Origin of the sequence: Pseudoalteromonas sp. SR43-2 (assembly GCF_014163885.1) — a bacterium.
Lineage (GTDB): Bacteria > Pseudomonadota > Gammaproteobacteria > Enterobacterales > Alteromonadaceae > Pseudoalteromonas > Pseudoalteromonas distincta.
Genome location: NZ_JACJED010000019.1, coordinates 29,963 through 53,318 on the forward strand (window position 1 = coordinate 29,963; position 23,356 = coordinate 53,318).

Consider the following 23,356-nt stretch of genomic DNA (forward strand, 5'->3'; position numbering starts at 1 on the left):
TAGCTTTAATGCGCAATTATAATATGGACTTTATTCGCGGCGTTGCCGTGCTTGGCCTAGTTTACATGAATGCTTACGCCTTCGGCATTTTTGAATACGGGTATACCTCCTTAACTACTCCTCCTGTTAGCGACTCAATTATTCACGCCCTTAGCAGCGTGTTTGTAGACGGGCGTTTTAGAACGCTGTTTAGTTTGCTTTTTGGTGCTGGGCTTTACATTCAGTGGCAACGTTACAAGTCTGAAGTGCAGATAAAAAGCAGGCTCTATTGGTTAATCCTCTTTGGTTTAGCGCATGGTTTTTTACTTTGGGCCGGTGATATTTTATTTGTTTACGGTGTATCTGGCTGGTTTGTTATTAAATATTTAGAAAGTGATAGCAATGTACTTTTAAAAAGAGGGCTTGCATTTACCTTGTTGTCGGCTGTGGTTACCTTACTTGTTATATCTAGCGTACCCGATGAAATAATTTACCGCGATACAGCACAGTTTATTGAATTATATAACCCACACTATATTGATTACTTTATTAGTAACCTTGCTATGAACACGTTAATGCTTGTTATGGTGCCAATAATGACAATGTGGATGTGCGTGGGCCTTATGCTCATTGGTATTTATTTATATAAACAAGACGTTTTTAGTAAAGGCTTAACGACTCAGCAATTAATAGTTTGCGGTGCAATGACCCTTGTTTTTTGTGGAATCAGGCTTTATGCATCACAGCTTAATGGCAGCTTAGGATATGGGGTGCAAGAATTTGTAAATATGTTTGCGGCGCTAGGTATGGCTACGCTGTATATTCAATTAATTGTTAAATTTTGCAATAACAGCGCACATGTTGGCACGCTTATTCAACAAGCGGGGCGCTTAGCATTTACTTTATATATTAGCCAAACACTCATACAATTATTGTTATATAAAGTGCTATTTACGCACTGGGTGCTCAATTTTGATCGTATTGACTACTGGTTAGTTGCAACGGCATTAGTTGCACTGCAGCTCATATTTACCTTTATATACAGCCGTTATTTTAACCAAGGCCCGCTTGAATTTGTATGGCGTAAATTAACGAAAGCAAAAATTAATGCTTAAACACCTATAAATTCTAAATTAGGGGCGAAAAAATAGTGTGGGTGGTTTACACTACTCGCCTTAAAAATTACTACGCTATAAGTGCCATGACCGAATTAAAACGTTTAAATAAATTTATTAGTGAAACAGGATTTTGTTCACGCCGCGAAGCCGATAAATATATTGAGCAAGGTCGTGTCAGCGTTAATGGCTACTCGCCTGAAATGGGCGTAAAAGTTGCTGCTACCGATGTTGTATTGGTTGATGGCAAGCCACTTAAAGCCACACCAAAACGCGTTTATATCGCTTACAATAAACCCGTTGGTATTACGTGTACTACCGAAAGTAAAATTCAAAGTAATATTATTCGCGCGGTAAATTATCCTACGCGTATATTTCCAATAGGGCGTTTAGATAGACCGTCTGAAGGGCTTATATTTTTAACTAACGAAGGCGACATCGTTAATAAAATTTTGCGTGCGGGTAATAACCACGAAAAAGAATATGTTGTTACGGTTGATAAACCGCTTAATCGTCAGTTTGTTACAAAAATGGCCAATGGCGTGCCTATTTTAGATACCGTGACTAAAAAGTGTAAAGTGACACAAACTGCCCCTAAAGAATTTAAAATAGTACTTACACAAGGTTTAAACCGCCAAATTCGCCGTATGTGCGAATACTTAGGCTATGAAGTTGTGACATTAAAACGTACACGCATTATGAACGTGACGCTTAAGGGCTTAAAAGTAGGGCAGTGGCGACATTTAACTGATGTAGAAATGGCGCAAATAAACGACTCGATTTCTGACTCAGGTAAAACTCAAGAACATTCGCTTGATGCTAATAAACAATCAGAAAATAATACGCCGTCGATTCCTAAAAAGCGTGATTTTCAGGGTGAAAATCCTCGCCGTTTTAATAAAGGCGAACAAGGTGGCGAGCGTAGTACTGAACGAAATTCAAGTCGCAACTCTGATCGCAGTAATGCTAATGGCGAGCGCAAAAATGAGCGCAGTAAAGCACCTTATCAAAAGCGTTCTACCACGTATGTTGGTAAGCCAAAAAGTATTAAAGAGAACAAGTCGTCACAGTCAAAACCTAGCTCGGGGCGTACTCTTAGCTTAAAAAAATAATCTGCAGCTAAGTGGTATTCTACTACCACTGTATTTCTTGTACTATATTGCCAAGTGGGCTTATAACGCCCACTAAATTTATATTGTTATTTTGCAAAGTCACCAATTTATTCTTATCTAAATACCATCTAAAAGTGTATTTTCTGTAGTTCTGTAAACTAAGCACTGTTAGTGTTGCACAACTGTACTCATAATCAGTTGGGCAACTACCTACCTCGAGTAATTGATGCTCTTGCTGCCATATATTATTGCTGTGTTTATTGGCCCATAATTTCACAGAAATACAAACTGACGTCCATAACCATAAGTAAATTAAAATAGGCAAAAACAGTGGTATAAATGCGCTGCGGAACTTCCCATGCTCAGCAATATAATTTTTAACTGTATGTTTAAATTCAAAGTTATTATTATATTTTTTATATAGGTGCCTTAATAAAACAATCGACAACACTATCGCCGTTATTGGAAATAACGTAAATGTTAAGGTGTTATATATACTGTTGGGGATAAAAGCGGGGTCAGCTTGTTCATCCCATGCAAGTAAAACCAGCGGAGGTGCTGTTACTAAGAGTAATAAGGCGCTGTTGAAGAGTTGCTTAAAGGTCAAAGGGTATTCACTTATAAAATGTTGCTTGTATAAAGCCCAAATTAGCGCTTAATATTTCGCTATTAAATGCTAAAGCCAATATAAAATAAGAGTATACCTAAATAAACTGCAATCGCCGATAACGAGTTTTTAGAGCGCAGGCGCTTAACAAGGTCGCGTGTGCCATCAACCATACCGGAAATAACCAGTAGTATGCCCCCTGTAAAACGGTAGTTGTTTAAGTTCACGTTACCATTATCGTCAGTTATAAAGCGTAAATAACCAAAAAGTATAAAAAGACTGCCTGCTATTAGTACTGCAATTTTAAAGTTTTCCAATGCTTTTCCATAATATTGAGTTAGATACTAAAACGCCACTAAGTTGAGTCATTATAATTTTACTATATTTCGAATTTAAATTTTGCCTAAATCCATTAATTGGCCTCATTATGTCGCTATATTAGGCGTATATGCGCTAAAGCCTGATTTATATTGTGCATTATCAAGTACACTTAGTTATATGAAGGTTAAGCTGTTAAGATGCGCCGTCTCAATAGTCTAGAAAGGTTATAGAAGTAGCATGTCAAAGTTTTTCTTTATGGGTAAGCCCGACATAATGGGTAAAAATAACAGTAATGGATTTGCGCCAAAACGTACTGCAAAGCCAGGCTCAGAGTTACACCCGCTCACGTTAACTGTAAACTCAGTTGAACGACAATCAGAAATAGAAGCAATATTAGAAGAGCATTCGCTGTTTGCTTCAATTGAAGTTAAAGCTGAAGTACCAGAAGATATTCGCGAACTAGACTTTGCGCTTAGCAAGTCAACACCACAAGTATTTGATAAAGTACCAGAGCGTAACGCACCTTGTGTATGTGGTAGCGGCAAAAAATATAAGAAGTATTGCGGTTAGTTTCTTAACAACTAAATATGTAGCCTTTCTTTTTTCATCGGTATTAAATAAAAATGCCACTGACCATGAGCCAGTGGCATTTTTAATGTTAACCGATTATATGTTTAACTACTTACGCGGTTCGTAATCAATTCTAAATATAACCGTGTAAAGTACTGGCACTACAATTAGAGTCAAAATTGTAGCAAAGCCTAAACCAAACATAATTGTTACCGCCATTGACTGGAAGAACACGTCAAATAACAGCGGGATCATACCTAAAATAGTAGTTATAGCCGCCATAGCAACTGGGCGTACACGGCTCACACCAGAGTCAAATACGGCCTCATAGGGCGATTTACCTTCCCTTAATTCGAGATTTATTTGATCAACTAATACAATACCGTTTTTAATAAGCATACCGCTTAAGCTTAATAAACCAAGTAGTCCCATAAAACTAAACGGAGCATTCATAGCTAACAAGCCCGCGCTTACACCGATAATAGCTAACGGAACCGTTGCCCAAATCACAAGTGGTTGCTTAAGCGAGTTAAAAAGTAATACGGTTACTGCGAACATCGCTAAGTAACCCAGCGGTAATGAGCCAAATATTGCTTTTTGAGCTTTGCTTGAAGATTCAAACTCGCCGCCCCATTCCAGTTCGTAACCGCGCGGTAATTCCATGTTTTCTATTGGTCCGCGAATACGCGCAAATAGTTTAGCTGGGGTTTCATCCCCTAATACATCGTGATCGGCCATAATCGTAATTGTACGTTTGCGATCGCGGCGCATTATTAGGCTGTCTTCCCACTGTACAATAAACTCGTCTACCACTTGGGTTACTGGTACAAATACACCAAGTACTGGGCTGTATATTTGAAGGTCGTGTACGCTTTCTACGTTTAAGCGCTCGTTAGCAGGAGAGCGGGCAATAATAGGCAGCAATTGTGTACCATCGCGATATACGCCCACTTGTTTACCCGATAAGCTTGTTAGTAATACATTGTCTAAGTCAGATTTACTAATACCTAAGCGGCGTGCCTTTTGCTCGTTAAACTGTGGGCGAATCATTTTAGTACGTGCACGCCAGTCATCACGAATATTGTATGCGCCATCATCATTACCAATAAGCTCTTCAGCTTTAGCAGCCAATTGTCTTAAAATAACAGGATCAGGGCCTGAAAAACGCGCTTCTATTTTTGCATCAGTAGAGGGGCCAATTTCCATTGGCTTAATTTTAAGCTGCGCAGAGAGCGCATGATTATTTGAGTAATCACGTACAGTTTGCATTACAGTTGCTACGGCTTCTCTGTCAGCCACACGAATAATTAATTGCCCGTACGCGGGATATGACTTTTCTGGTGCGTAGGTAAGCATAAAGCGTGGCGCGCCTTGGCCTGTTGTACTTGTTACTTCTTCAACAAGGTCTTCTTTTTGCAAAAATTCTTCAAGCTTTTTAACGCCCTCTAGGGTTGAGCGAATATCAGATCCTTGCTCTTGCCAGTAATCAACATAAAACATAGGTGTATTAGAAGCAGGAAAAAACGACTGTTTAACAGAGCCAAAACCAACAACCGCAGTACACAGTAAAACAACCATTAATATAAGCGTGGTTTTTCTAAAGTGCAGCGCTAAATCTAAAACCGCTTTATAACCATTAAAAATAAAACCTTTATACGGGTCTTCATCTTCTTGGCCTTCTTCGTTTTTAAATTCGTTTTCTTTGAACATTAAATTGGCAAAAAATGGCGTTAGCGTAATGGCTGTTATCCAGCTTAATAAAAGCGAAATAAACAACACCCAAAACAAGCTACCGGCAAATTCACCACTGGCATCAGAGCTTAAACCAATTGGCGCAAATGCAGTGACTGCAATAACTGTTGCACCTAGTAAGGGCCATTTTGTTTGCTCAACAATATTAACCGCCGCTTTGAGTTTTGTTTGCCCACGTTTAAGGTTGATTAGTATCCCTTCGGTTACAACTATTGCGTTATCAACCAGCATACCAAGCGCAATAATAAGTGCTCCAAGTGATATACGCTGTAAATCGATAGCAAACAACTTCATAAATATAAACGTACCCAATACAGTAAGCAGTAAAATACCACCAATTAAAACACCGCTTTTTAAACCCATAAATAACAGCAGTACTACAATAACAATCGCAATAGCTTCAAGTAAGCTGATAATAAAACCATCAACCGATTTTTGAACCTCTTGTGGTTGGTTGTATACCGAATTTATGTCAATACCATGAGGGCGTTGATACTCAAGTGAAGCTAAGTGATCGTCAATGTGTTTACCCACATCAACCACGTTAACTCCCGACATAAACGACACGCCAATAAGCAAAGCTTGCTGAGAGTTATAACGAATAACATTGTTAGGTACTTCTGCGTACTCTCTGTAAACCTTTGCTACGTCGCCTAAATAAATAAGCTCACTTGCACCAGGTTTTGAAATTAATAGCGTTTCGAGCTCTTTTACATCTTTAAACTCGCCAGTAGGGTGCAATCGAATTGACTCATCGCCCACGCGAATTTTACCCGCGTTAGATACCGTATTTTGCGATTGCAGTAACTGAAATATATGACTTGGTGCAATACCTAGTTGAGCCAATTTACGCGTTGATACTTCAACCATTACTTGCGGTTGTTGCTCACCTGCAACTGTTACTTTACTTACACCTTTAACCAAGACTAGCTCGCGCTTTAAAAAGTCGACGTAGTCTTTAAGTTCGTCATATGAGTAGCCATCACCGGTTACCGAATACATAACACCGTAAACATCGGCAAAGTCATCTAAAATAGTACTTGGGTAAACGCCGCTGGGAAGCGAAGGGGAGAGGTCGTTAATTTTACGACGCATTTCATCCCAAATTTGGCGAAGTTGCTCTTTTCGGTAGGTACTTTTCATCTCTACCGAAATTTGTGATTTACCGTTAGATGAAATAGACGTAACGTAATCAACATAAGGTAATTGCTGAATTGCGTTTTCCAGAGGAAAAGTTACTTCTTCTTCTACTTGTTGCGGCGATGCGCCAGGGTACATGGTAATAACCATGGCTTTTTTAAGCGTAAACTCAGGGTCTTCTAATTGCCCTAAATCAAAATACGACACGGTACCGCCAATTAATAGCAGCAGCGTAAACATCCAACTGATTACTTTTTTCTCAATGGAGAGTTGTGCAAAGCTCATAATTATAAGCCTCGCTCTTTATTCCATGCTCTTACTTTCATGCCTTCTTTAAGTGAGTGCACACCGGCAGAAACAACAATTTGGCCTTCTTTAATACCACTTAACACCTCAATACCATCGCGGTGTAGCTGGCCAATTTTTACTGCTTGTTTATGTACTTGGCTAGTTTCTGAATCAAAAAGCCACACGTAGGCATTATCTTTAATAGATTCTTGAGGTTCAGAAAACACTGACTCAATTGGCAGTATTGTGTAAGACACTTGCGAGCGAGTTACTTTACTTAAATCAATAAATACACTGCCCGTCATACCCGCTAGTAAATTAAAGTCCTCAGGTACTGGTAGCGAAAACACAACTTTATAGGTAAGCGTTGCAGGGTCTGCTTGGGTATCCCACTCTTTAATATCAAGTGTGTATTCTTTATTGTCAAAGCCATCGAATTTTACAGTAGGGTGGTAATCAGTGCCTTTTTGAAAACGAGCGACAATTTTTTCAGGAACCTGAATTTCTACATCCATTAAATCGCGTGTTTCTAAACGCAATATATTTTGTTTGGCTTGAATGTTTTCAAAGTTTTTAACAAATACTTTTGCAACTGTGCCTGAAAATGGTGCGCGTAGCTCGCTGTACTCAAGGTTTGTTTGTGCAATTTTAAATGCAGATTCAGCAATTTGCATATTAGCAGTGGCTTGATCTAATTCTGATTGGCTGGTGATTTTTTTCTCAAACAATTGCTCAATGCGGCCAAGTTGTGATTTTGCCAATTCAAAGCGCGCTTTGCGTTCGTCAAACTGCAACTGAAAATCTTCAGGGTCCAGTTTTGCTAATAAATCACCTTTTTCAACGTGTTCACCAGCAAGTACCGGAAACTTAATAAGTTCGCCGTTTACCCTAAAAGCAAGGTAAGAGCCTTGGTTTGCAACAACCTCAGCAGGAAAGCTGCGAATGTTGGTTTGAGAATCATGACCTATGTTGAATAATTTAACAGGGCGAATGGGCTCTTCTTTAACTTGTTGTTCTGGCTCAGAACAGGCTATTAAGCTTAGTAAAGTCGTAGTTAAAAAACATAGACGAAAGAGTTTCATGTCTTCTCCGTTGCAATGATGGCAAAATAATTAAGTGCAGCATACGCTGCAAACATATAAAATAAAAATCATTAAATTTTAGAAACTCAATAAGTTTTACTTATAATGTTGCAGAGTGCTATATGAAGCTGAATCAATTAATAATTTTAGATGCCATAGTGCAAAGCGCAAGCTTAAGCGGGGCAGCACTAAAACTACATAAAACGCAGCCAGCGCTTACACTTGCTATTAAAAATCTAGAAGAAAAAATAGGGTTTGAGTTGCTAGACAGAAGTAAGTACCGATTACAGCTTACTGAAAAAGGGCGTATTTTTCACCGCGAGGCGCAGCAACTTCTGCATGCCAACGACGAGCTAGCGCAGCTTGCTAAAGAATTGGCACTCGGTAATGAACCCCAATTTAGAATTTGTTACGAACAACTTTGCCATACGCAGAGTTACAACGAGATCATAAGTAATACTTTTAGATTGTTTACCAGCACCGAATTTAGCTTAACAAGCGGGAAGCGCTTTATTTCGTTAGAGCAAGTAAATAGTGGGCAAGCCGAATTAGGTATTGGCCCTTGGTTTGATTTATTTCATGCGACAGGTGATTTAGAAAGCGTACCTATAGGCAGGCTCGATATTGGCATTGTCAGCGCTAAAGGCGTACTCCCTCAAAAGCTAACCTATAGCGAACTACAAACGTATCCGTGTTTAGCTATGTTTGAAAGTGACTTGAGTATCGACAGCGACAGACTATCGTACTCAAAAGGCTCCGCCATGATGAAAATTGATGATGTATCGACCTTAAAATCGTTTTTACTTTCAGGTGCAGGTTGGGCAATGATGAGCCTAGAACACTGTGCACCCGAAATTAAAGCAGGCTCACTTCAAGAAATACACATAACTGATCGAGAGCATAAGTTTAGTGCACAAATTAGAGCCTTTAGACAACATGCAGTGCATCACGGCCCTGTAGCGCGCACTATTTGGGAGCAATTTAAAGTACTTAGTGAGGCGTATTTAAATGAACGCTGAAATTGATAAAGAAACACTTATTTATACTGTTATCGCAGGTATACCAATAGGCAAAGTAGCAAGTTACGGGCAAGTTGCAGCTCTTGCGGGATACCCGCAAAATTCACGGTTGGTCGGGCGCTTATTAAAAGTGATGCCAAACGACTCAGTTATACCTTGGCACAGGGTTGTGAATAGCCAAGGTAAAATATCATTCCCTGCAGGTAGCGAAAAATACCAAAAACAGCGCGAAAAGCTATTATCAGAAGGCGTATTGTTTAAAAATGACAAAGTGAATATGCGTGAGTGCCGATGGGAGTGATATGACTATTATGGGCAGGTAAGTGCCATAGCTGACTTTCAAGGCGTGAATCGATACTCTGTTGGGTGGCGCTTTCGGCTTAACCAACCTACCTTTTGACGTAGGTCGGATAAGTGGCGAAGCCACGCCATCTGACACAGTAAAATACCTTGCCAATTATTATCAATATTTTATGTTGTCGACTGGCTGGAGAGTGCCATGAGCGGACATTAGTAACGCCGCACTAAGCGGACTAAAATCGTTGGTTATAATGTGTAGCGAAGCGAAACTTAACCAACTGTTTTAGTTCCGTTTAAGTGCCTTGTTAGGCCAAACTTTATCGGCAAGCTCTATAATTGAATTAGAACTAGCGACTAAAGTTCTAAATTCTTTAATATGTATTGCGTTATATTTAAGCCAATTTTCGCCACTTGAAAAATGTTGGATTGCATTGATATTTTTCAATGTTCTTTGCGGAGTATAATCCCTACCTGTTTTGCTATCTGTATAATAGTGAACAACTACAAAGGCAGTGTTTTCTCTACAATCATCATTCATTCCATTTAATAATGCATACTGCCCCGCAATAAGTTTAGCCATATTTCCTGAATCAATTTCAATCAATAATGTACGGCCATCATCAAGAACTAGAGATTGATCAACGGATATCTCTACTTGCTCAAATCCTTCAAGATTTAGAGTATATCTCTGTTTTCCCGACAAACACCCTTTCCCAAATTTAGTTTCAAGAAGGCAAAGGAAATTCTTTTCATTGTCACCGGCTGCCATTGCAACTCCTGTTGGCTTAACAGCTCATTGAAAACCATTTTGGTGGTTTATAACACACCAAAACGGCGTGTATTACATACCCTGATAATTTCACCAATAATTACCTTTGTAAACAAGTAATTAAAATAGCTAGGAATTAAGCTTGTTATTTTGCACCAAAGCGGCGGTTAATAATGTTATCGGACAAAATTAGGCTCCTACTCAAAAAAGCGGGAATAAATTTAACTTTTTCAGTGTCCGGTTTTCGCTCAAACCAGACCATTCTAATTGGCTTTACCTGCCTAATAAACGTAATTACTAATTGAAATATAATGACAAACACACCCAGCAATAACAAATAAGTGCCAAATTGCGTGGCTAAATTGGGTGCTTTTAGCGCTGTAAAAAAAAGTGCCTAAACTATAAAAAATGCCGCCGGCAAGTAGCCAGTAAAGTGCTTTTACATCAACACTTGAATAAAGCGGATAAACAATAGCCAGTGCAAACCAGCCCATGAGTAAGTAGGTGGCGAGTGATATTTTTTTATTGCCGTTTTTTACAAATACTTTGTACGCAACGCCCGCCAGTGCCACCGCCCAAATAAATGTAAGTGTGGCCCATGACCAAGCACCGGTTAATGAGATTAATAAAAAGGGAGTGTAGGTGCCGGCAATTAATAAGTATATGGCGCAGTGATCGCACTTTTTATAAAAGGCTCTTAAGCGCGGTTGAATACTGGCGTGGTACAAAGTGGACGACAAAAACAGTACAAATAGACTGCTGCCATAAATTGCAGTACTAATATACGCTTTAGTGCTGGTGGCTTGGCTAAATAAATCCCACATAACAAACGCGGCAAATATAATACCGAGTGCATGGCTGATTACGTTTAATTTCTCTTCTTTACGGGAATAAGGCGCTTCTAACGACATAACTGTTCCTACCACTATTGGAATTAATTTCAGTGTACAACTGTACGCTGAAAGTTTCAATCTTAGCTGTGAGTAATTCTAAATAACTTTATTTGATACGCTACTTTAGCTTTTACTTGATTTTAAAGAGAATTAATTCACTATGTTGGTGTCTAGTGTAATACATATTACGAGCTGAAATAACCATGAAACAAGATCTAAAAGCTGCTTTACTTACCGCCATTGTTTATCCTGGAGCGGGGCATTTTTCTTTAAAAAAACACCTTATAGGCGCTATTTTTGCGGGTGTATTCTCTGTTCTTTTAATTTTAACCTTTCAAGATATATTTGCGATTGCACAGTGTACTGCAAATGAAATTGTAAACGGAAAAATCCCCATGTCGGTTACGGCCATTTTAAAAGCCGCGCAACAACCATCTAACGCCTGCGCTCAGCTCGCTGAATATAAGTACGTACCTTTAATGATTATAATTTGGGTGCTGAGCATAGCCGATGCATATCGTTTGGGCATAAAAGCGCTGCCCACTAAAAAATAAGCCACTTAATCAGAACTCGGTTTGGTTGGCTTATTAATATTTTACCCTGATACTTAGCTATTATTGATGGCGGTAATAATAATTATTACCGCTTTTCCATTTTTATACATATTTTTTGTAACCGAGATTTTCGCCCGCACTATGTAAACATCGTGTAAATTCCTTTATATACCCAGTAAAATCCTCAAACCCCGTTAAATCGCTCACTTGTTGCTATTTAGTTAATTAAAATCCTTTTCCTTGTACCTTTTTATTCATTTAATGTTAATAAATAAGTGGTACTTTATGCTCGTCAGATTAATTTTGTTTAACTATTAAGTGTTGGTTTTGTGTCAATTTATTACATCAAGCAATGACGACTGATAATTTCAATTTAAGGAAATACGATGAATAACAGTTCAAATAATCACAAAAGAAAGGATTTTAAAGTGGCGAGCTTATCGTTAGCTTTATTATTAGGATGCTCAACTATGGCCAATGCCGCTGTTGAAAAGTTAACGGTGAGTGGGAATCAAATTCTTGCAGGTGGAGAAAACACAAGCTTTGCAGGACCTAGCCTATTTTGGAGTAACACCGGTTGGGGGGCTGAAAAGTTTTATACAGCACAAACAGTAGCAAAGGCAAAAACTGAATTTAATGCAACATTAATTCGTGCAGCTATTGGTCATGGTACGAGTACTGGTGGTAGTTTGAACTTTGATTGGGAGGGCAATATGAGCCGTCTTGATACAGTTGTAAACGCAGCTATTAGCGAAGATATGTACGTTATTATTGATTTTCATAGCCATGAAGCACATACCGATCAGGCGACTGCAGTTCGCTTTTTTGAAGACGTAGCTACCAAATATGGGCAGTACGACAATGTTATTTATGAAATTTATAACGAGCCGTTACAAATTTCATGGGCTAACGATATTAAGCCTTACGCAGAAACAGTTATTGATAAAATTAGAGCAATCGATCCTGATAACTTAATTGTGGTTGGTACGCCTACGTGGTCGCAAGATGTTGATGTGGCATCACAAAACCCGATAGATCGCGCCAATATTGCTTACACTCTGCATTTTTATGCTGGCACGCATGGTCAATCGTATCGAAATAAAGCACAAACAGCACTCGATAACGGCATTGCACTATTTGCTACAGAGTGGGGAACAGTTAATGCTGATGGCAATGGTGGTGTTAATGCTAATGAAACTGATGCATGGATGGCATTTTTTAAAACAAACAATATTAGCCACGCTAACTGGGCTTTAAACGATAAAAACGAAGGTGCTTCGTTATTTACTCTAGGCGGTAGTTGGAATTCACTAACCGCGTCAGGCGCTAAAGTTAAAGAGATCATTCAAGGTTGGGGTGGTAGTACGGTTGCTTTAGACTCTGATGGCGATGGTATAAGTGACAGCCTTGATCAGTGCGATAATACTCCCGCAGGTACAACGGTTGATAGTATTGGTTGTGAGGTAACTGACAGCGATGGCGATGGTATTAGCGATAGTGTTGATCAATGCCCTAATACACCTGCAGGTGAAACTGTTAATAATGTAGGTTGCGTTGTTGAAGTAGTTGATCCTCAAAGCGATGTGGATAACGATGGAGTGAATGATGATATTGATCAGTGCCCAGATACACCCGCTGGTACAAGTGTTGATACAAACGGATGCAGTGTTGTAAGTTCAACAGATTGTAATGGTATTAATACATATCCTAATTGGGTGAAAAAAGATTATTCGGCCGGTCCGTTTACTCACAATAACACCGACGATAAAATGCAATATCAAGGTAATGCATACAGCGCAAATTGGTATACAAACAGCATTCCCGGAAGTGATGCTTCGTGGACGCTTATCTATAGCTGTAGTTAAGCGCGTTAAATAAAATATGCGTAGAAGGTAAATAATACATTCACCTTCTTTTTAAAAGTATTAGCCTTTATAAACACTTTGGTGTTGATCAGTGATGTTGTAGCTTGGGGAATTTATGTTATCTATATAGCGCCAATCGCTAGTAATTTGCTCTTTAGTAATAGTCAGTAACATATAACCACGATGTGATAAGTCACAATAGTTTAAGTCGTTTATTAACAATGAAAGCGAGTCTGCCATTTGTTTTGCTTGTGCCGTATTAAGCGCTAAATAATGCTCCATACCCGGGGATGTAACACCTGGTGCTGCAAACTCTACTCCTACGCTTTCGCCTTTTGCATTTTTTAATGTACCATGCCACGCATTGTGCGTATCACCTGCAACCACGACTAACTTTTTATTTAATGCAGTAACGCTTTTGTATAATGCTTCGCGCTCGCTTGGGTAACCATCCCACGCATCTAAATTGTAAGGCATTAAAGTATTTACGCGTGCAAGTTGCGCGGGTGTTACCGCTTTATTAGCTAAAACGGCTTTTTTAATGGCAACAAGCTCTTTTAATACCTGGGGTATTTTAGTGCGATCGGATTGCGAGAATATTTCAGTAGGTAGCCACATTTTAGTCATCAATACTTGCTGGCCCAATACTTGCCATTTTGCATTTGATTTAGTTATTGCACTCGTGAGCCAGTTTAGTTGTGTGTTACCTAGTAACTGCCTATTTGGATTATTTAAATCACTGGCAAAGCGCGCAACATCCATTTGTTTGGTCTCTAGGTTTTTATAGTCGCTGTAAGCGAGTTGTTTATCGCGTGCTATTACGCGAGTATCTAACATGTGTAAGCTTATTAAATTACCAAAATCGAAGGTGCGGTATATTTGCGGGCTTTGTTCGCCCATAGGCGGTCTAATTGGCAGCCATTCGTAATAGGCTTGAATAGCTGCTGCACGACGCTTAAAAAAGTCACCTTCATCAGGGGTATGATTTTCAGCACCACTTTTATAGGTATCGTTGGTAACTTCGTGATCATCCCATATTGCGATAAATGGCGCTGCAGCGTGAAGAGCTTGAAGGCCTTGGTCTGTTCTGTAAATTGCATAACGTTTGCGGTAGTCGTTAAGGGTGATAATTTCACCGCTGTTATCGGCTGCTAATTGGCGGCCAATGTTTTCAGCATTTTCGGTAGCGTATCCGCCCATTGGGTATTCGTAAATGTAATCTCCCAAATGCAGTACCACATCTAAATCTTTTTGTTTAGCGGCATCAGTGTAGGCATTAAAGTAACCAGCAGGGTAGTTTGAGCACGACAAAACAGCCATTTTTATTTGTTCAACATTGTTTATTGGTAGTGTTTTAGCACGGCCAATTGGGCTTTGTGTATTTAAACCCACAAATCGATAAAAGTACTCTGTGTTTGGATCAAGTTCTTGCACATCTATTTTTATTGTAAAGTCTCTGCTTTTATCTGTTTGTTCGCGCCCACTGCGGATGATGTTTTTAAATTGAGAGTCACTTGCCAGTTCCCAAGCAACAGTAACTTCAAAATTTGATTGAGAAGTAGTTGCACGTGTCCAAATTATTAAAGCATTACTGAGCGGATCGCCACTGGCTACACCGTGTTTAAATTCAATAGCCGATAGTGGTTTGTTTGTTAATGTTTGAGCACAACCTGTAATGGCACTCGATACTGCGACGGTAAATATGCTTGCTGCTGAGGTTTTTAAGAAATTTCGACGTGATGAAAGGGTCATACTGCACTTTTTGAATTATTTATAGTGGTGTGCACTTTAGCGGGTGGATATGACGTTTTTATAAACGCTAAATGTATTTAGTGTGACGGTATTAATACATTTAAACCCTTTTATTTATTAACTAAAAAATAGTCAAAAAATTAAATTAAATGGTTAAATTAACAAGGTATGAATTTTTTAAATTAAAGTGTTTTATGTAAAACTGTTTAATTACAGTTGCTTATGATTTATTTTTATGTTGGCACAACCCTTGAGTATGTAACTACGTCTAAACAATACACAAACAAGGAATACCATTATGAAACATTCAATTAAAATCGCTATGGCAAGTTTATTAGTATTAGGTTCTGCGCAAGTACATGCAACAGAAGTGGACCTAGATGTAACTGATATATTAACTCAAAGTGTAGCAAGCTACGTAATGCAAACCACAATCGAGCTTGAAAAATCACTAAAGGAAACGCTTTATTTTGATGCTAAAACTGTTTTAGAGAGTTTATTAGATGAGCCCGCTTTAACAGATAGCTCAGCGCTTAAAAATACTGACACTAGTATAAAAAACGTAAAATAAATCATTTAAAGGATTAAAACGATGAGCAGTGAACTTGGATTATTTGCATTAATGTTAGCACCCGTAGTCAGTATGATTAGCGCTTATTACTCGGTTCAAGTGTTTAAAGCTATAGGAGGTTGGTTTAATCTTTAGCCAATTATATAGCTGGTAATTAATTCGATTCATACAAAGCTGATCGACTTAGCAAAAGCGCACGTAAATAAAGGCAGAGTGTTTGAAAGAAGTAGACTTTATGAAACGTGCGATTTTTCCATTACCCATTTTTATGTTACCAGAAGGCTATACGCGATTACGCATATTTGAGCCTCGCTATTTAAATATGGTTAAAACCGCATTAAAAAACAATACAGGGTTTGTGCTTTGTACATTTGAGCACGACACGCCATTTAATATAAGCGCGCAAGGTTGCCTTGTTGATATTATTGATTTTGACCAAGACGACAACGATGTATTATTAATCGATGTGTTTGCTTCTCAAAGCGTTCAAATAAATGATGTTTATCAAGACGAGGACGAACTGCGACATGGTTTGGTGTCTTCTTGTAACACGCCATATTGGTATAAGGATTCTAACAACTCAGTTGGCGAACATGATTTATTGCATGATGCGCTTTTAAACGTGTTTAAAAGTAATCCGGAACTTAATTTACTGTACAAAAAAACTCAATTTGACAAACTGCCTTGGATTGCAGCTCGTTGGCTTGAGCTCCTACCTATTTCTATTGAGAAAAAACAGCAACTTGCGTTTGAAACGAACTTTGATAACTTACTGAATTTCCTCCATACTGTGATTAATAACGAATTTGCCTAAATTTTATGATCCTAAATTAATTATTGCCCGTATTACTTAATACAAAAGCAATAACGGGATAAATTATTATGGTAAGTCAACAACAGTCACCACGTTGTGAACCTAATACAGGTAAGTACACTGCCATGCCAGAAACGCCGAGTAAAGAACTCATGCAAGCTCTTATAGATGTTGCACAGTCACGCGATAAAAAAGCATTTTCCTATTTATTTGAATACTTTGCGCCAAAAATTAAACGCTTTGGAATTAAGCAATTTGGTGTTGAAGCTCAAGCAATGGAGCTTGTGCAAGACACGTTAACATCTGTTTGGCGTAAAGCACATTTGTATCACAGTGATAAAGGTGCGGCTACTACGTGGGTTTATACCGTTATGCGTAATGCTTCATTCGATATGCTTCGTAAAATGAAAAGTAATAAAGAAGAAAACATAAGCGAAGATATTTGGCCGTTATTAAACGAATCACAAGATACACATCACGAATACAGTGATCATTTAGAAGATAAACAAATTAAACGTTATTTAGACAAATTACCTATTGCTCAACGCGAAGTGGTAAGAGGCGTTTATTTTCAAGACATGTCGCAAGAGCAACTTGCACATCAACTTAATATTCCAGTAGGCACGGTAAAATCACGATTACGTTTGGCCTTGCAAAAATTACGTAATGAAATGGGAGATCAGCATGATTAAACATCACCCGAGTGAAACTTTACTGACACAGTATTGCGATGCATCACTTGCTACATCATTGAGTTTAGCCGTTTCTATACATGTAGATATGTGCCCTGTGTGCCAAGCTAAAGTAGCTAAAATTGAGGCAAGCAATGCAAACGCATTATTTAGCGAAGAGCCAGCGCAGTATGAGAAAACTCAAGCTGAGCAACCTGAGTTACTTGAAGAATTTGAATTGAATGTGCTTGATATGATCACGTCTGATGATTCTATCGACGAAGTTTATGAAGTAGAGCCTGTTTCTATTAAAGTTAATGAGCATAACTATCAGCTTCCACGTGCGCTAACGCGTATTTCTCACAGTAAATTTACCCAAGTGGGTAAGCTTGCTAGATCGCGTATTGCACTTGATGATGGCCCATTACGTTCTAGCTTGTTACATATTGATGCTGGTGGTGAAATACCAGAACACACGCACACTGGCTTTGAAGTTACTTTACTCCTAGATGGCGAGTTTAGTGATGAAGAAGGAAAATATGTACCAGGTGATTTTATATGGCAAGATGGTAGCCACCAACATACTCCTATAACAAAAGATGGTTGTTTGTGCTTTACAGTTGTCAGTAGTGCGCTACATTTTAATAAGGGCTTCAGCAAGTTACTAAATCCAATAGGTAATTTGATTTACTAAGAGAATTTATGCACACAGATATAATAAAAATAGGTATAAGCGCCTGCTTAGCAGGCGAAAAAGTTAGATTTGACACAGGTCATAAAAAGTCAAACTTCTGTATGGATGAGTTAGGTAAACACGTTGAATATACACGGTTTTGTCCGGAGGTAGCGGTAGGTTTACCAATACCTCGACCAACTATTCGCCAAGTTAAAGTGGGAGATACTATTAAAGTATGTCGCCCAGATGGCACTGGAGATGTAGGTCAACAACTTACCGAGTATGGTAAAAAAGTTGCAACAGAACAAGCTAAAGAGTTGAGCGGGTTTGTATTTTGCGCAAAAAGTCCAAGCTGCGGCATGGAGCGCATTAAAATATACAACGAAGCAGGCACGGGTAATACCTCTGAAGGCATTGGTTTTTTTGCTGAGCAAATAATGAAGCACAACCCATTATTGCCATGTGAAGAAAACGGTCGCTTAAACGACATGCATTTACGTGAAAACTTTGTAATGAGAATTTACGTATTTAAAAATTGGCAAAAGTTGGTACAAGAACCACTAACTGTTCACAAGCTTACTCAATTTCATTCTCAGTATAAGTACTTGTTGATGGCTCATAATTACCAAGCTTATCGTGATTTGGGTAATCTGCTTGGAACGTTCGTAGGTGACGACATAAATGCAGTTGCGGATGAATATATTTTTGGTTTGATGACGGGTCTGAAAAAGCCAGCTTCTCGCAGAAATAATTGCAACACCCTAATGCATTTACAAGGCTACTTTAAAAATGATTTATCGAAGGTTGAAAAACAAGAACTTCGTGATGCCATAGACGAATACCGCGAAGGATTGGTGCCATTGTATGTACCACTTACCTTGTTAAAACATCATTTGAAAGTTCATCCGAATGAGTACCTTGAAAAACAGGTGTTTTTTAACCCATACCCTCACGATTTAAAATTACGATTTGGTATTTAATGGATACATTATTTTGGTTTAGGCGCGATTTGCGCCTTTTTTCTAATGAAGCGTTAATTCAAGCGCTAAATAATGGCGCTAAACACGCCATTTTTTTTGTGTCTGAAAAGCAGTGGCAACAACACCAAGCTGCGCCTATTCAGATTGACTTACTCAAGCTCCGAGTTACTTATCTTCAATCACAACTTGCTGATTACGGTATTACTTTACATATTATTGAAGCGCCGAGCTTTTGTGATTGTACGCGAGAGCTTATTAACTTTTGTAAAGCAAACGATGTAAAACACGTAATTGCTAATACAGAGTATGAGCTTAATGAAGTAAACCGCGATAAAGCAATTTTGCATGAATGCGATGAGCTTTCTATTACTTTTACTTTGTACGAAGGTGACTTAATTGCGCCTGCAGGCTCTGTCAAAAATCAAAGTAATGAAATGTATAAAGTGTTTACTCCATTTAAACGTGCATGGTTAAAGCAGTATCAAGATACACACTTTAGTTTGCCACAATGGCCTTTAACTTCTGAGCCAATAAAATTTGATGAAAGCGACTTACTAAAAAGTGATGGATGCTCAGATAAGTGGCCGGTTGACGACGAAACACTCTCTACCGTAGTTGATAACTTTATATGCGACAAACTTACAAGTTACGACGACCAGCGTGATATTCCCAGTGTAAAAGGCACATCGGGTTTAAGCCCGTATTTAGCACTAGGTATTGTAAGCACAAAGCAACTGCTTATTAATATTCAGCAGCGTTATCCTGATATTTTAACTACATCAAAAAGTAAAACGTTTACGTGGATTAACGAGCTTGTTTGGCGCGAATTTTACAGACATTTAATTGCTGAATTTCCGAAGCTTTCGCGCGGCGATAACTTTAACGAAAAGTATAATGCTGTAGTGTGGCGTAAAAGTGAAAGCGATTTTAAAGCATGGTGCGAAGGGCGTACAGGTTACCCGTTAGTGGATGCTGCAATGCTACAACTAAAGCAAACCGGTTGGATGCATAATCGTTTACGAATGGTTGTTGCAAGCTTTTTAACTAAACATTTATTAATAGACTGGCGTGAAGGTGAACGCTTTTTTATGCAGCACTTAATTGATGGCGATTTAGCCTCAAATAATGGTGGTTGGCAGTGGGCTGCAAGTACGGGCTGTGATGCTCAGCCTTATTTTAGAGTTTTTAATCCTATCAGACAAAGCGAGCGCTTTGATCCAACGGGCAAGTTTATCCGTAAGTATTTGCCAGAGCTTGAAAACGTGCCAGATAAACACATTCATTTTCCACACACTTATTTAGCCGCAACAGGCAAAGATAAGGAATGTTACTGGCCAGCAATAGTTGATCATAAAGCGGCACGAGAACGTGCACTTGCTGCATTTAAGGTGTGATATGGATAACCAGTTACCAGTAGATAAATTTGTTGAAATATACCAACAGCTTGATAGTACTAATCTTGATTTATTGAGTGATATTTACTGTGACAACATACAGTTTATAGACCCGATGCATGAAATTAACGGCATTGTAGAATTGCGCAGGTACTTTGCTAACTTATACAGCAATGTTAAGCATTGCCAGTTTGATATTAGTGATTCGTTTAATAGCGGTAACAATGCTTTTATTTATTGGACTATGCATTATGCACATCCAAAGCTTTCATCAGGTAAAACTATCTCGGTAGACGGTCATAGCAAGCTTATTTTTAAAGATGGCAAAATTATTAAGCACAGAGACTACTTTAATGTGGGCGAGTTGTTATACAAACACATTCCTTTACTTGGTAGCGTTATAAAGCTAATTGATAAAAGGGCAGGTTAATTATGATCACACTTATAACGGGTGCTACATCAGGTATTGGCGAGCAGCTAGCAATTAAATATGCGCAGCTAGGTGACACTGTTATAGCTTGCGGCCGTAATAGTGATAAGCTCGCCGAGCTTGCTAAATACGACAATATCCAAGCATGTAAATTTGATGCAACTAACCTGCAAGATATAAAAGAGTCTACTATTGGCTTTCCTCATTTTGACCGTGTTATTTTAAACGCTGGTAATTGTGAATATATAGATGATGCGCGCAACTTTGATAGCGCGCTGTTTGAGCGTGTAATAAACGTTAACTTACTTTCTATGGGGTATTGCCTTGAGGCGTTACTTCCTAAAATAAATCCAGGTGGCCAACTTGTTTTGGTCAGCTCAAGTGTTACTTATCTTGCGCTACCTCGTTCAGAAGCTTATGGCGCATCAAAAGCGGGTGTAAGTTACTTAGCAAAAAGCTTAGCGGTTGATTTAAATGATGTTGATGTGACTTTAGTTCATCCTGGGTTTGTAAAAACGCCACTTACTAATAAAAATGATTTCCCGATGCCTATGGCCGTTACTGCTGAAAAAGCAGCTGACTACATGATTAAGGGTATTCAAAAACGCCGCAAAGACGTTCATTTCCCTTATCGTTTTACACTTATATTAAAAGCTTTACGCATTTTACCACTGCCGATTTGGCTTAAAATCGCAAAAGGATTAGCCCGTTGAAAAAAATAGCAATAATAGGAACTGGTATATCTGGTTTGACATGTGGGCATTTGCTTCACAAACATTACGATGTAACCGTATTTGAAAAAAATGATTACATAGGTGGCCACACAGCAACGGTTGATGTTGATGTGTGTGGCATCAAATACGCAATAGACACTGGCTTTATTGTATTTAATGACCGAACTTACCCATATTTTGAAAAGCTTCTTTCGCGCATCGGTATTGATAAACAAACAACCCAGATGAGCTTTAGTGTGCATAACGAAGCCACTGGTTTTGAATACAATGGACATACGTTTACAAGCTTATTTGCACAGCGTCGTAATATTTTTAGACCTAAATTTTGGCGATTATTGTACGACATTGTTAGGTTTAACAAACTGTGCAAAGCAATGCATGAAAAAGGTGATTACCAGTCTGATCAATCATTAGGGCAATTGCTTAACGATAACCAGTTTAATGACTTTTTTAAATACCATTATATTCTTCCTATGGGCGCGGCTATTTGGTCTACCAGTATTAAAGAAATGGAAAACGTAGGCGTTGAGTTTTTTGTTAAGTTTTTCTTTAATCATGGGCTTTTAGATGTAACCAATAGACCACAGTGGTATGTAGTACCAGGAGGCTCTCGTCAGTACATTAAGCCACTGATCAGAGGTTTTGCCGATAAAATTAACCTCAATACAAATATTAAATCAGTTACACGTCAAAATGATGAAGTAACAATAGAGTTTGCCAATGGTGAGCAAAGCAAATTTGATAAAGTAATATTTGCTTGTCATTCAGATCAGGCGCTTGCACTACTGGGTGATGCTACTGAGCAAGAAAAGTCAGTATTGGGTGCAATAGCTTACACTGAGAATTCAGTTGTGCTGCACACCGATACAAACCTTTTACCAGATAGAAAAGCGGCATGGGCAAGCTGGAACTACCTACTTAATAACAACACTGATAAAGCCGCTGTTGTTACTTACCAAATGAATATTTTGCAAGGTATACAATCTGATACACAGTTTTGTGTAACGCTTAACCATCTTGAAGGGATAAGCCAAAGTAAAATTTTGCGCGAGTTTACGTATCATCACCCTGTATTTAACCAAGAGTCTATTGCGGCTCAAAAACTTAAACACAGTATTGATGGACACAACAATAGTTACTTTTGTGGCGCTTATTGGTACAATGGTTTTCATGAAGATGGCGTACACAGTGGTGTAGATGTAGCCAAGCAACTTGGGGTCGAATTTGACTAGTGCAGTGTATTTAGGCGATGTTAAACATCGCCGTTTTGCTGTTAAAGAACATCGCTTTAGTTACCCTTTGTATATGATGTGGGTAGATTTAAATAATCCCAACCAATTGAATGGTGTGCATAAACACATAGGTACATCAGGTTTAAAAGCGTTAAAATTTAATGAAACTGATTATCTTACAGGTACCTCACAACTTGCTAAACTGCCTCTTATTGAGCGTGCACATGAACAACTTGCCAATTTAGGTATTACTGAAACCTTTACTCATATTTACATGCTTGGGCAACTTCGTTGTTTTGGTGTGTATTTCAGTCCTGTTAATTTTTACTTTTTTGGACATAACGACACCCGTTTTAAATACATGATTGCTGAGGTTAGTAATACACCATGGAACGAACGTCATTATTATTTGGTACCTTTAGAAAAAAAAGTGAACTTTAAAAAGGTTTTTTCCGTATCACCTTTCATGAATCTAGACATGAACTATCATTGGCATGTTAAGCAATCGTCTGATAAAACATTGATACATATTGAAAATAAGCGAAATGAAGAGCTGTTATTTGATGCTACACTTCGCTTAAAACGTAAAGAACTTACTAAAGAAGAAGTTAATAAGTTATTTAAACGTTTTCCGGCCATGACATGGTCTATTTTCAAAGGTATTTATTATCAAGCGTTAAAGTTGTTTATTAAACGAGTTCCTTTTTTAGGCCACTCAGGCAAGCCATAAAGCGCA

23 protein-coding genes are annotated in these 23,356 nt (G+C 38.5%); 17 read left to right on the forward strand and 6 right to left on the reverse strand.

The window, feature by feature from the left end; translation table 11 throughout:
- Positions 1 to 23 precede the first annotated feature (23 nt).
- The gene (locus H5120_RS15265; protein ID WP_182675453.1) at positions 24 to 1,094 is read left to right on the forward strand and encodes a DUF418 domain-containing protein; all 1,071 of its coding nucleotides are present in this window, start codon (positions 24 to 26) and stop codon (positions 1,092 to 1,094) included.
- Between the two features lie 86 nt (positions 1,095 to 1,180).
- Positions 1,181 to 2,206: a 23S rRNA pseudouridine(2604) synthase RluF gene (gene rluF, locus H5120_RS15270; protein ID WP_182675408.1), complete on the forward strand. Its 1,026-nt coding sequence runs from the start codon at positions 1,181 to 1,183 to the stop codon at positions 2,204 to 2,206.
- 669 nt (positions 2,207 to 2,875) lie between these two features.
- On the opposite strand, the gene H5120_RS15275 is transcribed toward rluF, so the two are convergent.
- Entirely contained in the window at positions 2,876 to 3,130 is a 255-nt protein-coding gene (locus tag H5120_RS15275) for a MetJ regulator of methionine regulon (RefSeq protein WP_182675409.1), read from the reverse strand.
- A 241-nt stretch (positions 3,131 to 3,371) separates the two neighbouring features.
- Here H5120_RS15275 and H5120_RS15280 point away from each other — a divergent pair, with 241 nt between their 5' ends.
- Complete coding sequence (locus tag H5120_RS15280; protein ID WP_182675410.1) at positions 3,372 to 3,704, forward strand: PBPRA1643 family SWIM/SEC-C metal-binding motif protein; 333 nt, start codon at positions 3,372 to 3,374, stop codon at positions 3,702 to 3,704.
- A 108-nt stretch (positions 3,705 to 3,812) separates the two neighbouring features.
- Here the strand turns inward: H5120_RS15280 and H5120_RS15285 are convergent, their stop codons facing one another.
- Positions 3,813 to 6,881, reverse strand: a complete 3,069-nt coding sequence (locus H5120_RS15285) for an efflux RND transporter permease subunit (RefSeq protein ID WP_182675411.1) — start codon at positions 6,879 to 6,881, stop codon at positions 3,813 to 3,815.
- Between the two features lie 2 nt (positions 6,882 to 6,883).
- The gene (locus H5120_RS15290) at positions 6,884 to 7,966 is read right to left on the reverse strand and encodes an efflux RND transporter periplasmic adaptor subunit (protein WP_149592959.1); all 1,083 of its coding nucleotides are present in this window, start codon (positions 7,964 to 7,966) and stop codon (positions 6,884 to 6,886) included.
- A gap of 122 nt (positions 7,967 to 8,088) precedes the next feature.
- Between H5120_RS15290 and H5120_RS15295 the strand changes: the two genes are divergently transcribed.
- Positions 8,089 to 8,985: a LysR family transcriptional regulator gene (locus H5120_RS15295; RefSeq protein WP_182675412.1), complete on the forward strand. Its 897-nt coding sequence runs from the start codon at positions 8,089 to 8,091 to the stop codon at positions 8,983 to 8,985.
- Positions 8,975 to 9,286, forward strand: coding sequence for an MGMT family protein (locus tag H5120_RS15300; RefSeq protein WP_182675413.1), 312 nt, complete (start codon positions 8,975 to 8,977; stop codon positions 9,284 to 9,286). Before H5120_RS15295 ends, H5120_RS15300 begins: the two co-directional genes overlap by 11 nt.
- Positions 9,287 to 9,568: 282 nt before the next feature.
- Here H5120_RS15300 and H5120_RS15305 read toward each other — a convergent pair whose 3' ends face one another.
- Positions 9,569 to 10,054, reverse strand: coding sequence for a hypothetical protein (locus H5120_RS15305; RefSeq protein ID WP_182675414.1), 486 nt, complete (start codon positions 10,052 to 10,054; stop codon positions 9,569 to 9,571).
- Between the two features lie 281 nt (positions 10,055 to 10,335).
- Complete coding sequence (locus H5120_RS15310) at positions 10,336 to 10,965, reverse strand: hemolysin III family protein (RefSeq protein WP_182675415.1); 630 nt, start codon at positions 10,963 to 10,965, stop codon at positions 10,336 to 10,338.
- Positions 10,966 to 11,150: 185 nt separating this feature from the next.
- Between H5120_RS15310 and H5120_RS15315 the strand changes: the two genes are divergently transcribed.
- The gene (locus H5120_RS15315; protein WP_182675416.1) at positions 11,151 to 11,501 is read left to right on the forward strand and encodes a hypothetical protein; all 351 of its coding nucleotides are present in this window, start codon (positions 11,151 to 11,153) and stop codon (positions 11,499 to 11,501) included.
- 386 nt (positions 11,502 to 11,887) lie between these two features.
- Positions 11,888 to 13,366, forward strand: coding sequence for a cellulase family glycosylhydrolase (locus H5120_RS15320; RefSeq protein WP_182675417.1), 1,479 nt, complete (start codon positions 11,888 to 11,890; stop codon positions 13,364 to 13,366).
- Between the two features lie 60 nt (positions 13,367 to 13,426).
- Here the strand turns inward: H5120_RS15320 and H5120_RS15325 are convergent, their stop codons facing one another.
- The gene (locus H5120_RS15325; RefSeq protein WP_182675418.1) at positions 13,427 to 15,118 is read right to left on the reverse strand and encodes an alkaline phosphatase; all 1,692 of its coding nucleotides are present in this window, start codon (positions 15,116 to 15,118) and stop codon (positions 13,427 to 13,429) included.
- A gap of 298 nt (positions 15,119 to 15,416) precedes the next feature.
- Here H5120_RS15325 and H5120_RS15330 point away from each other — a divergent pair, with 298 nt between their 5' ends.
- The 10 genes from H5120_RS15330 to H5120_RS15375 all read left to right on the forward strand — a co-directional run bounded on the left by H5120_RS15330 (position 15,417) and on the right by H5120_RS15375 (position 23,350).
- Complete coding sequence (locus tag H5120_RS15330) at positions 15,417 to 15,689, forward strand: hypothetical protein (RefSeq protein WP_182675419.1); 273 nt, start codon at positions 15,417 to 15,419, stop codon at positions 15,687 to 15,689.
- Positions 15,690 to 15,924: 235 nt separating this feature from the next.
- A complete protein-coding gene (locus H5120_RS15335) occupies positions 15,925 to 16,503 on the forward strand; it encodes an LON peptidase substrate-binding domain-containing protein (RefSeq protein WP_182675420.1) in 579 nt (192 codons plus the stop codon).
- Between the two features lie 68 nt (positions 16,504 to 16,571).
- Positions 16,572 to 17,195, forward strand: coding sequence for a sigma-70 family RNA polymerase sigma factor (locus H5120_RS15340; RefSeq protein WP_182675421.1), 624 nt, complete (start codon positions 16,572 to 16,574; stop codon positions 17,193 to 17,195).
- Positions 17,188 to 17,868 carry a ChrR family anti-sigma-E factor gene (locus H5120_RS15345; RefSeq protein ID WP_182675422.1) on the forward strand — a complete coding sequence of 227 codons (681 nt, stop codon included), beginning with the start codon at positions 17,188 to 17,190 and terminating at the stop codon, positions 17,866 to 17,868. The genes H5120_RS15340 and H5120_RS15345 overlap by 8 nt, the downstream gene beginning before the upstream one ends.
- A gap of 8 nt (positions 17,869 to 17,876) precedes the next feature.
- Positions 17,877 to 18,830: a DUF523 and DUF1722 domain-containing protein gene (locus tag H5120_RS15350; protein WP_182675423.1), complete on the forward strand. Its 954-nt coding sequence runs from the start codon at positions 17,877 to 17,879 to the stop codon at positions 18,828 to 18,830.
- Entirely contained in the window at positions 18,830 to 20,224 is a 1,395-nt protein-coding gene (phrB, locus tag H5120_RS15355; protein ID WP_182675424.1) for a deoxyribodipyrimidine photo-lyase, read from the forward strand. The genes H5120_RS15350 and phrB overlap by 1 nt, the downstream gene beginning before the upstream one ends.
- Position 20,225: 1 nt before the next feature.
- Positions 20,226 to 20,654: a nuclear transport factor 2 family protein gene (locus tag H5120_RS15360; protein ID WP_002962464.1), complete on the forward strand. Its 429-nt coding sequence runs from the start codon at positions 20,226 to 20,228 to the stop codon at positions 20,652 to 20,654.
- Between the two features lie 2 nt (positions 20,655 to 20,656).
- Positions 20,657 to 21,367 (forward strand): SDR family NAD(P)-dependent oxidoreductase, encoded by a 711-nt coding sequence (locus tag H5120_RS15365; protein ID WP_002962466.1) that lies wholly within the window; start codon positions 20,657 to 20,659, stop codon positions 21,365 to 21,367.
- The gene (locus tag H5120_RS15370; protein WP_149603675.1) at positions 21,364 to 22,620 is read left to right on the forward strand and encodes an NAD(P)/FAD-dependent oxidoreductase; all 1,257 of its coding nucleotides are present in this window, start codon (positions 21,364 to 21,366) and stop codon (positions 22,618 to 22,620) included. The genes H5120_RS15365 and H5120_RS15370 overlap by 4 nt, the downstream gene beginning before the upstream one ends.
- Complete coding sequence (locus H5120_RS15375; protein ID WP_182675425.1) at positions 22,613 to 23,350, forward strand: DUF1365 domain-containing protein; 738 nt, start codon at positions 22,613 to 22,615, stop codon at positions 23,348 to 23,350. Before H5120_RS15370 ends, H5120_RS15375 begins: the two co-directional genes overlap by 8 nt.
- Positions 23,351 to 23,356 lie beyond the last annotated feature (6 nt).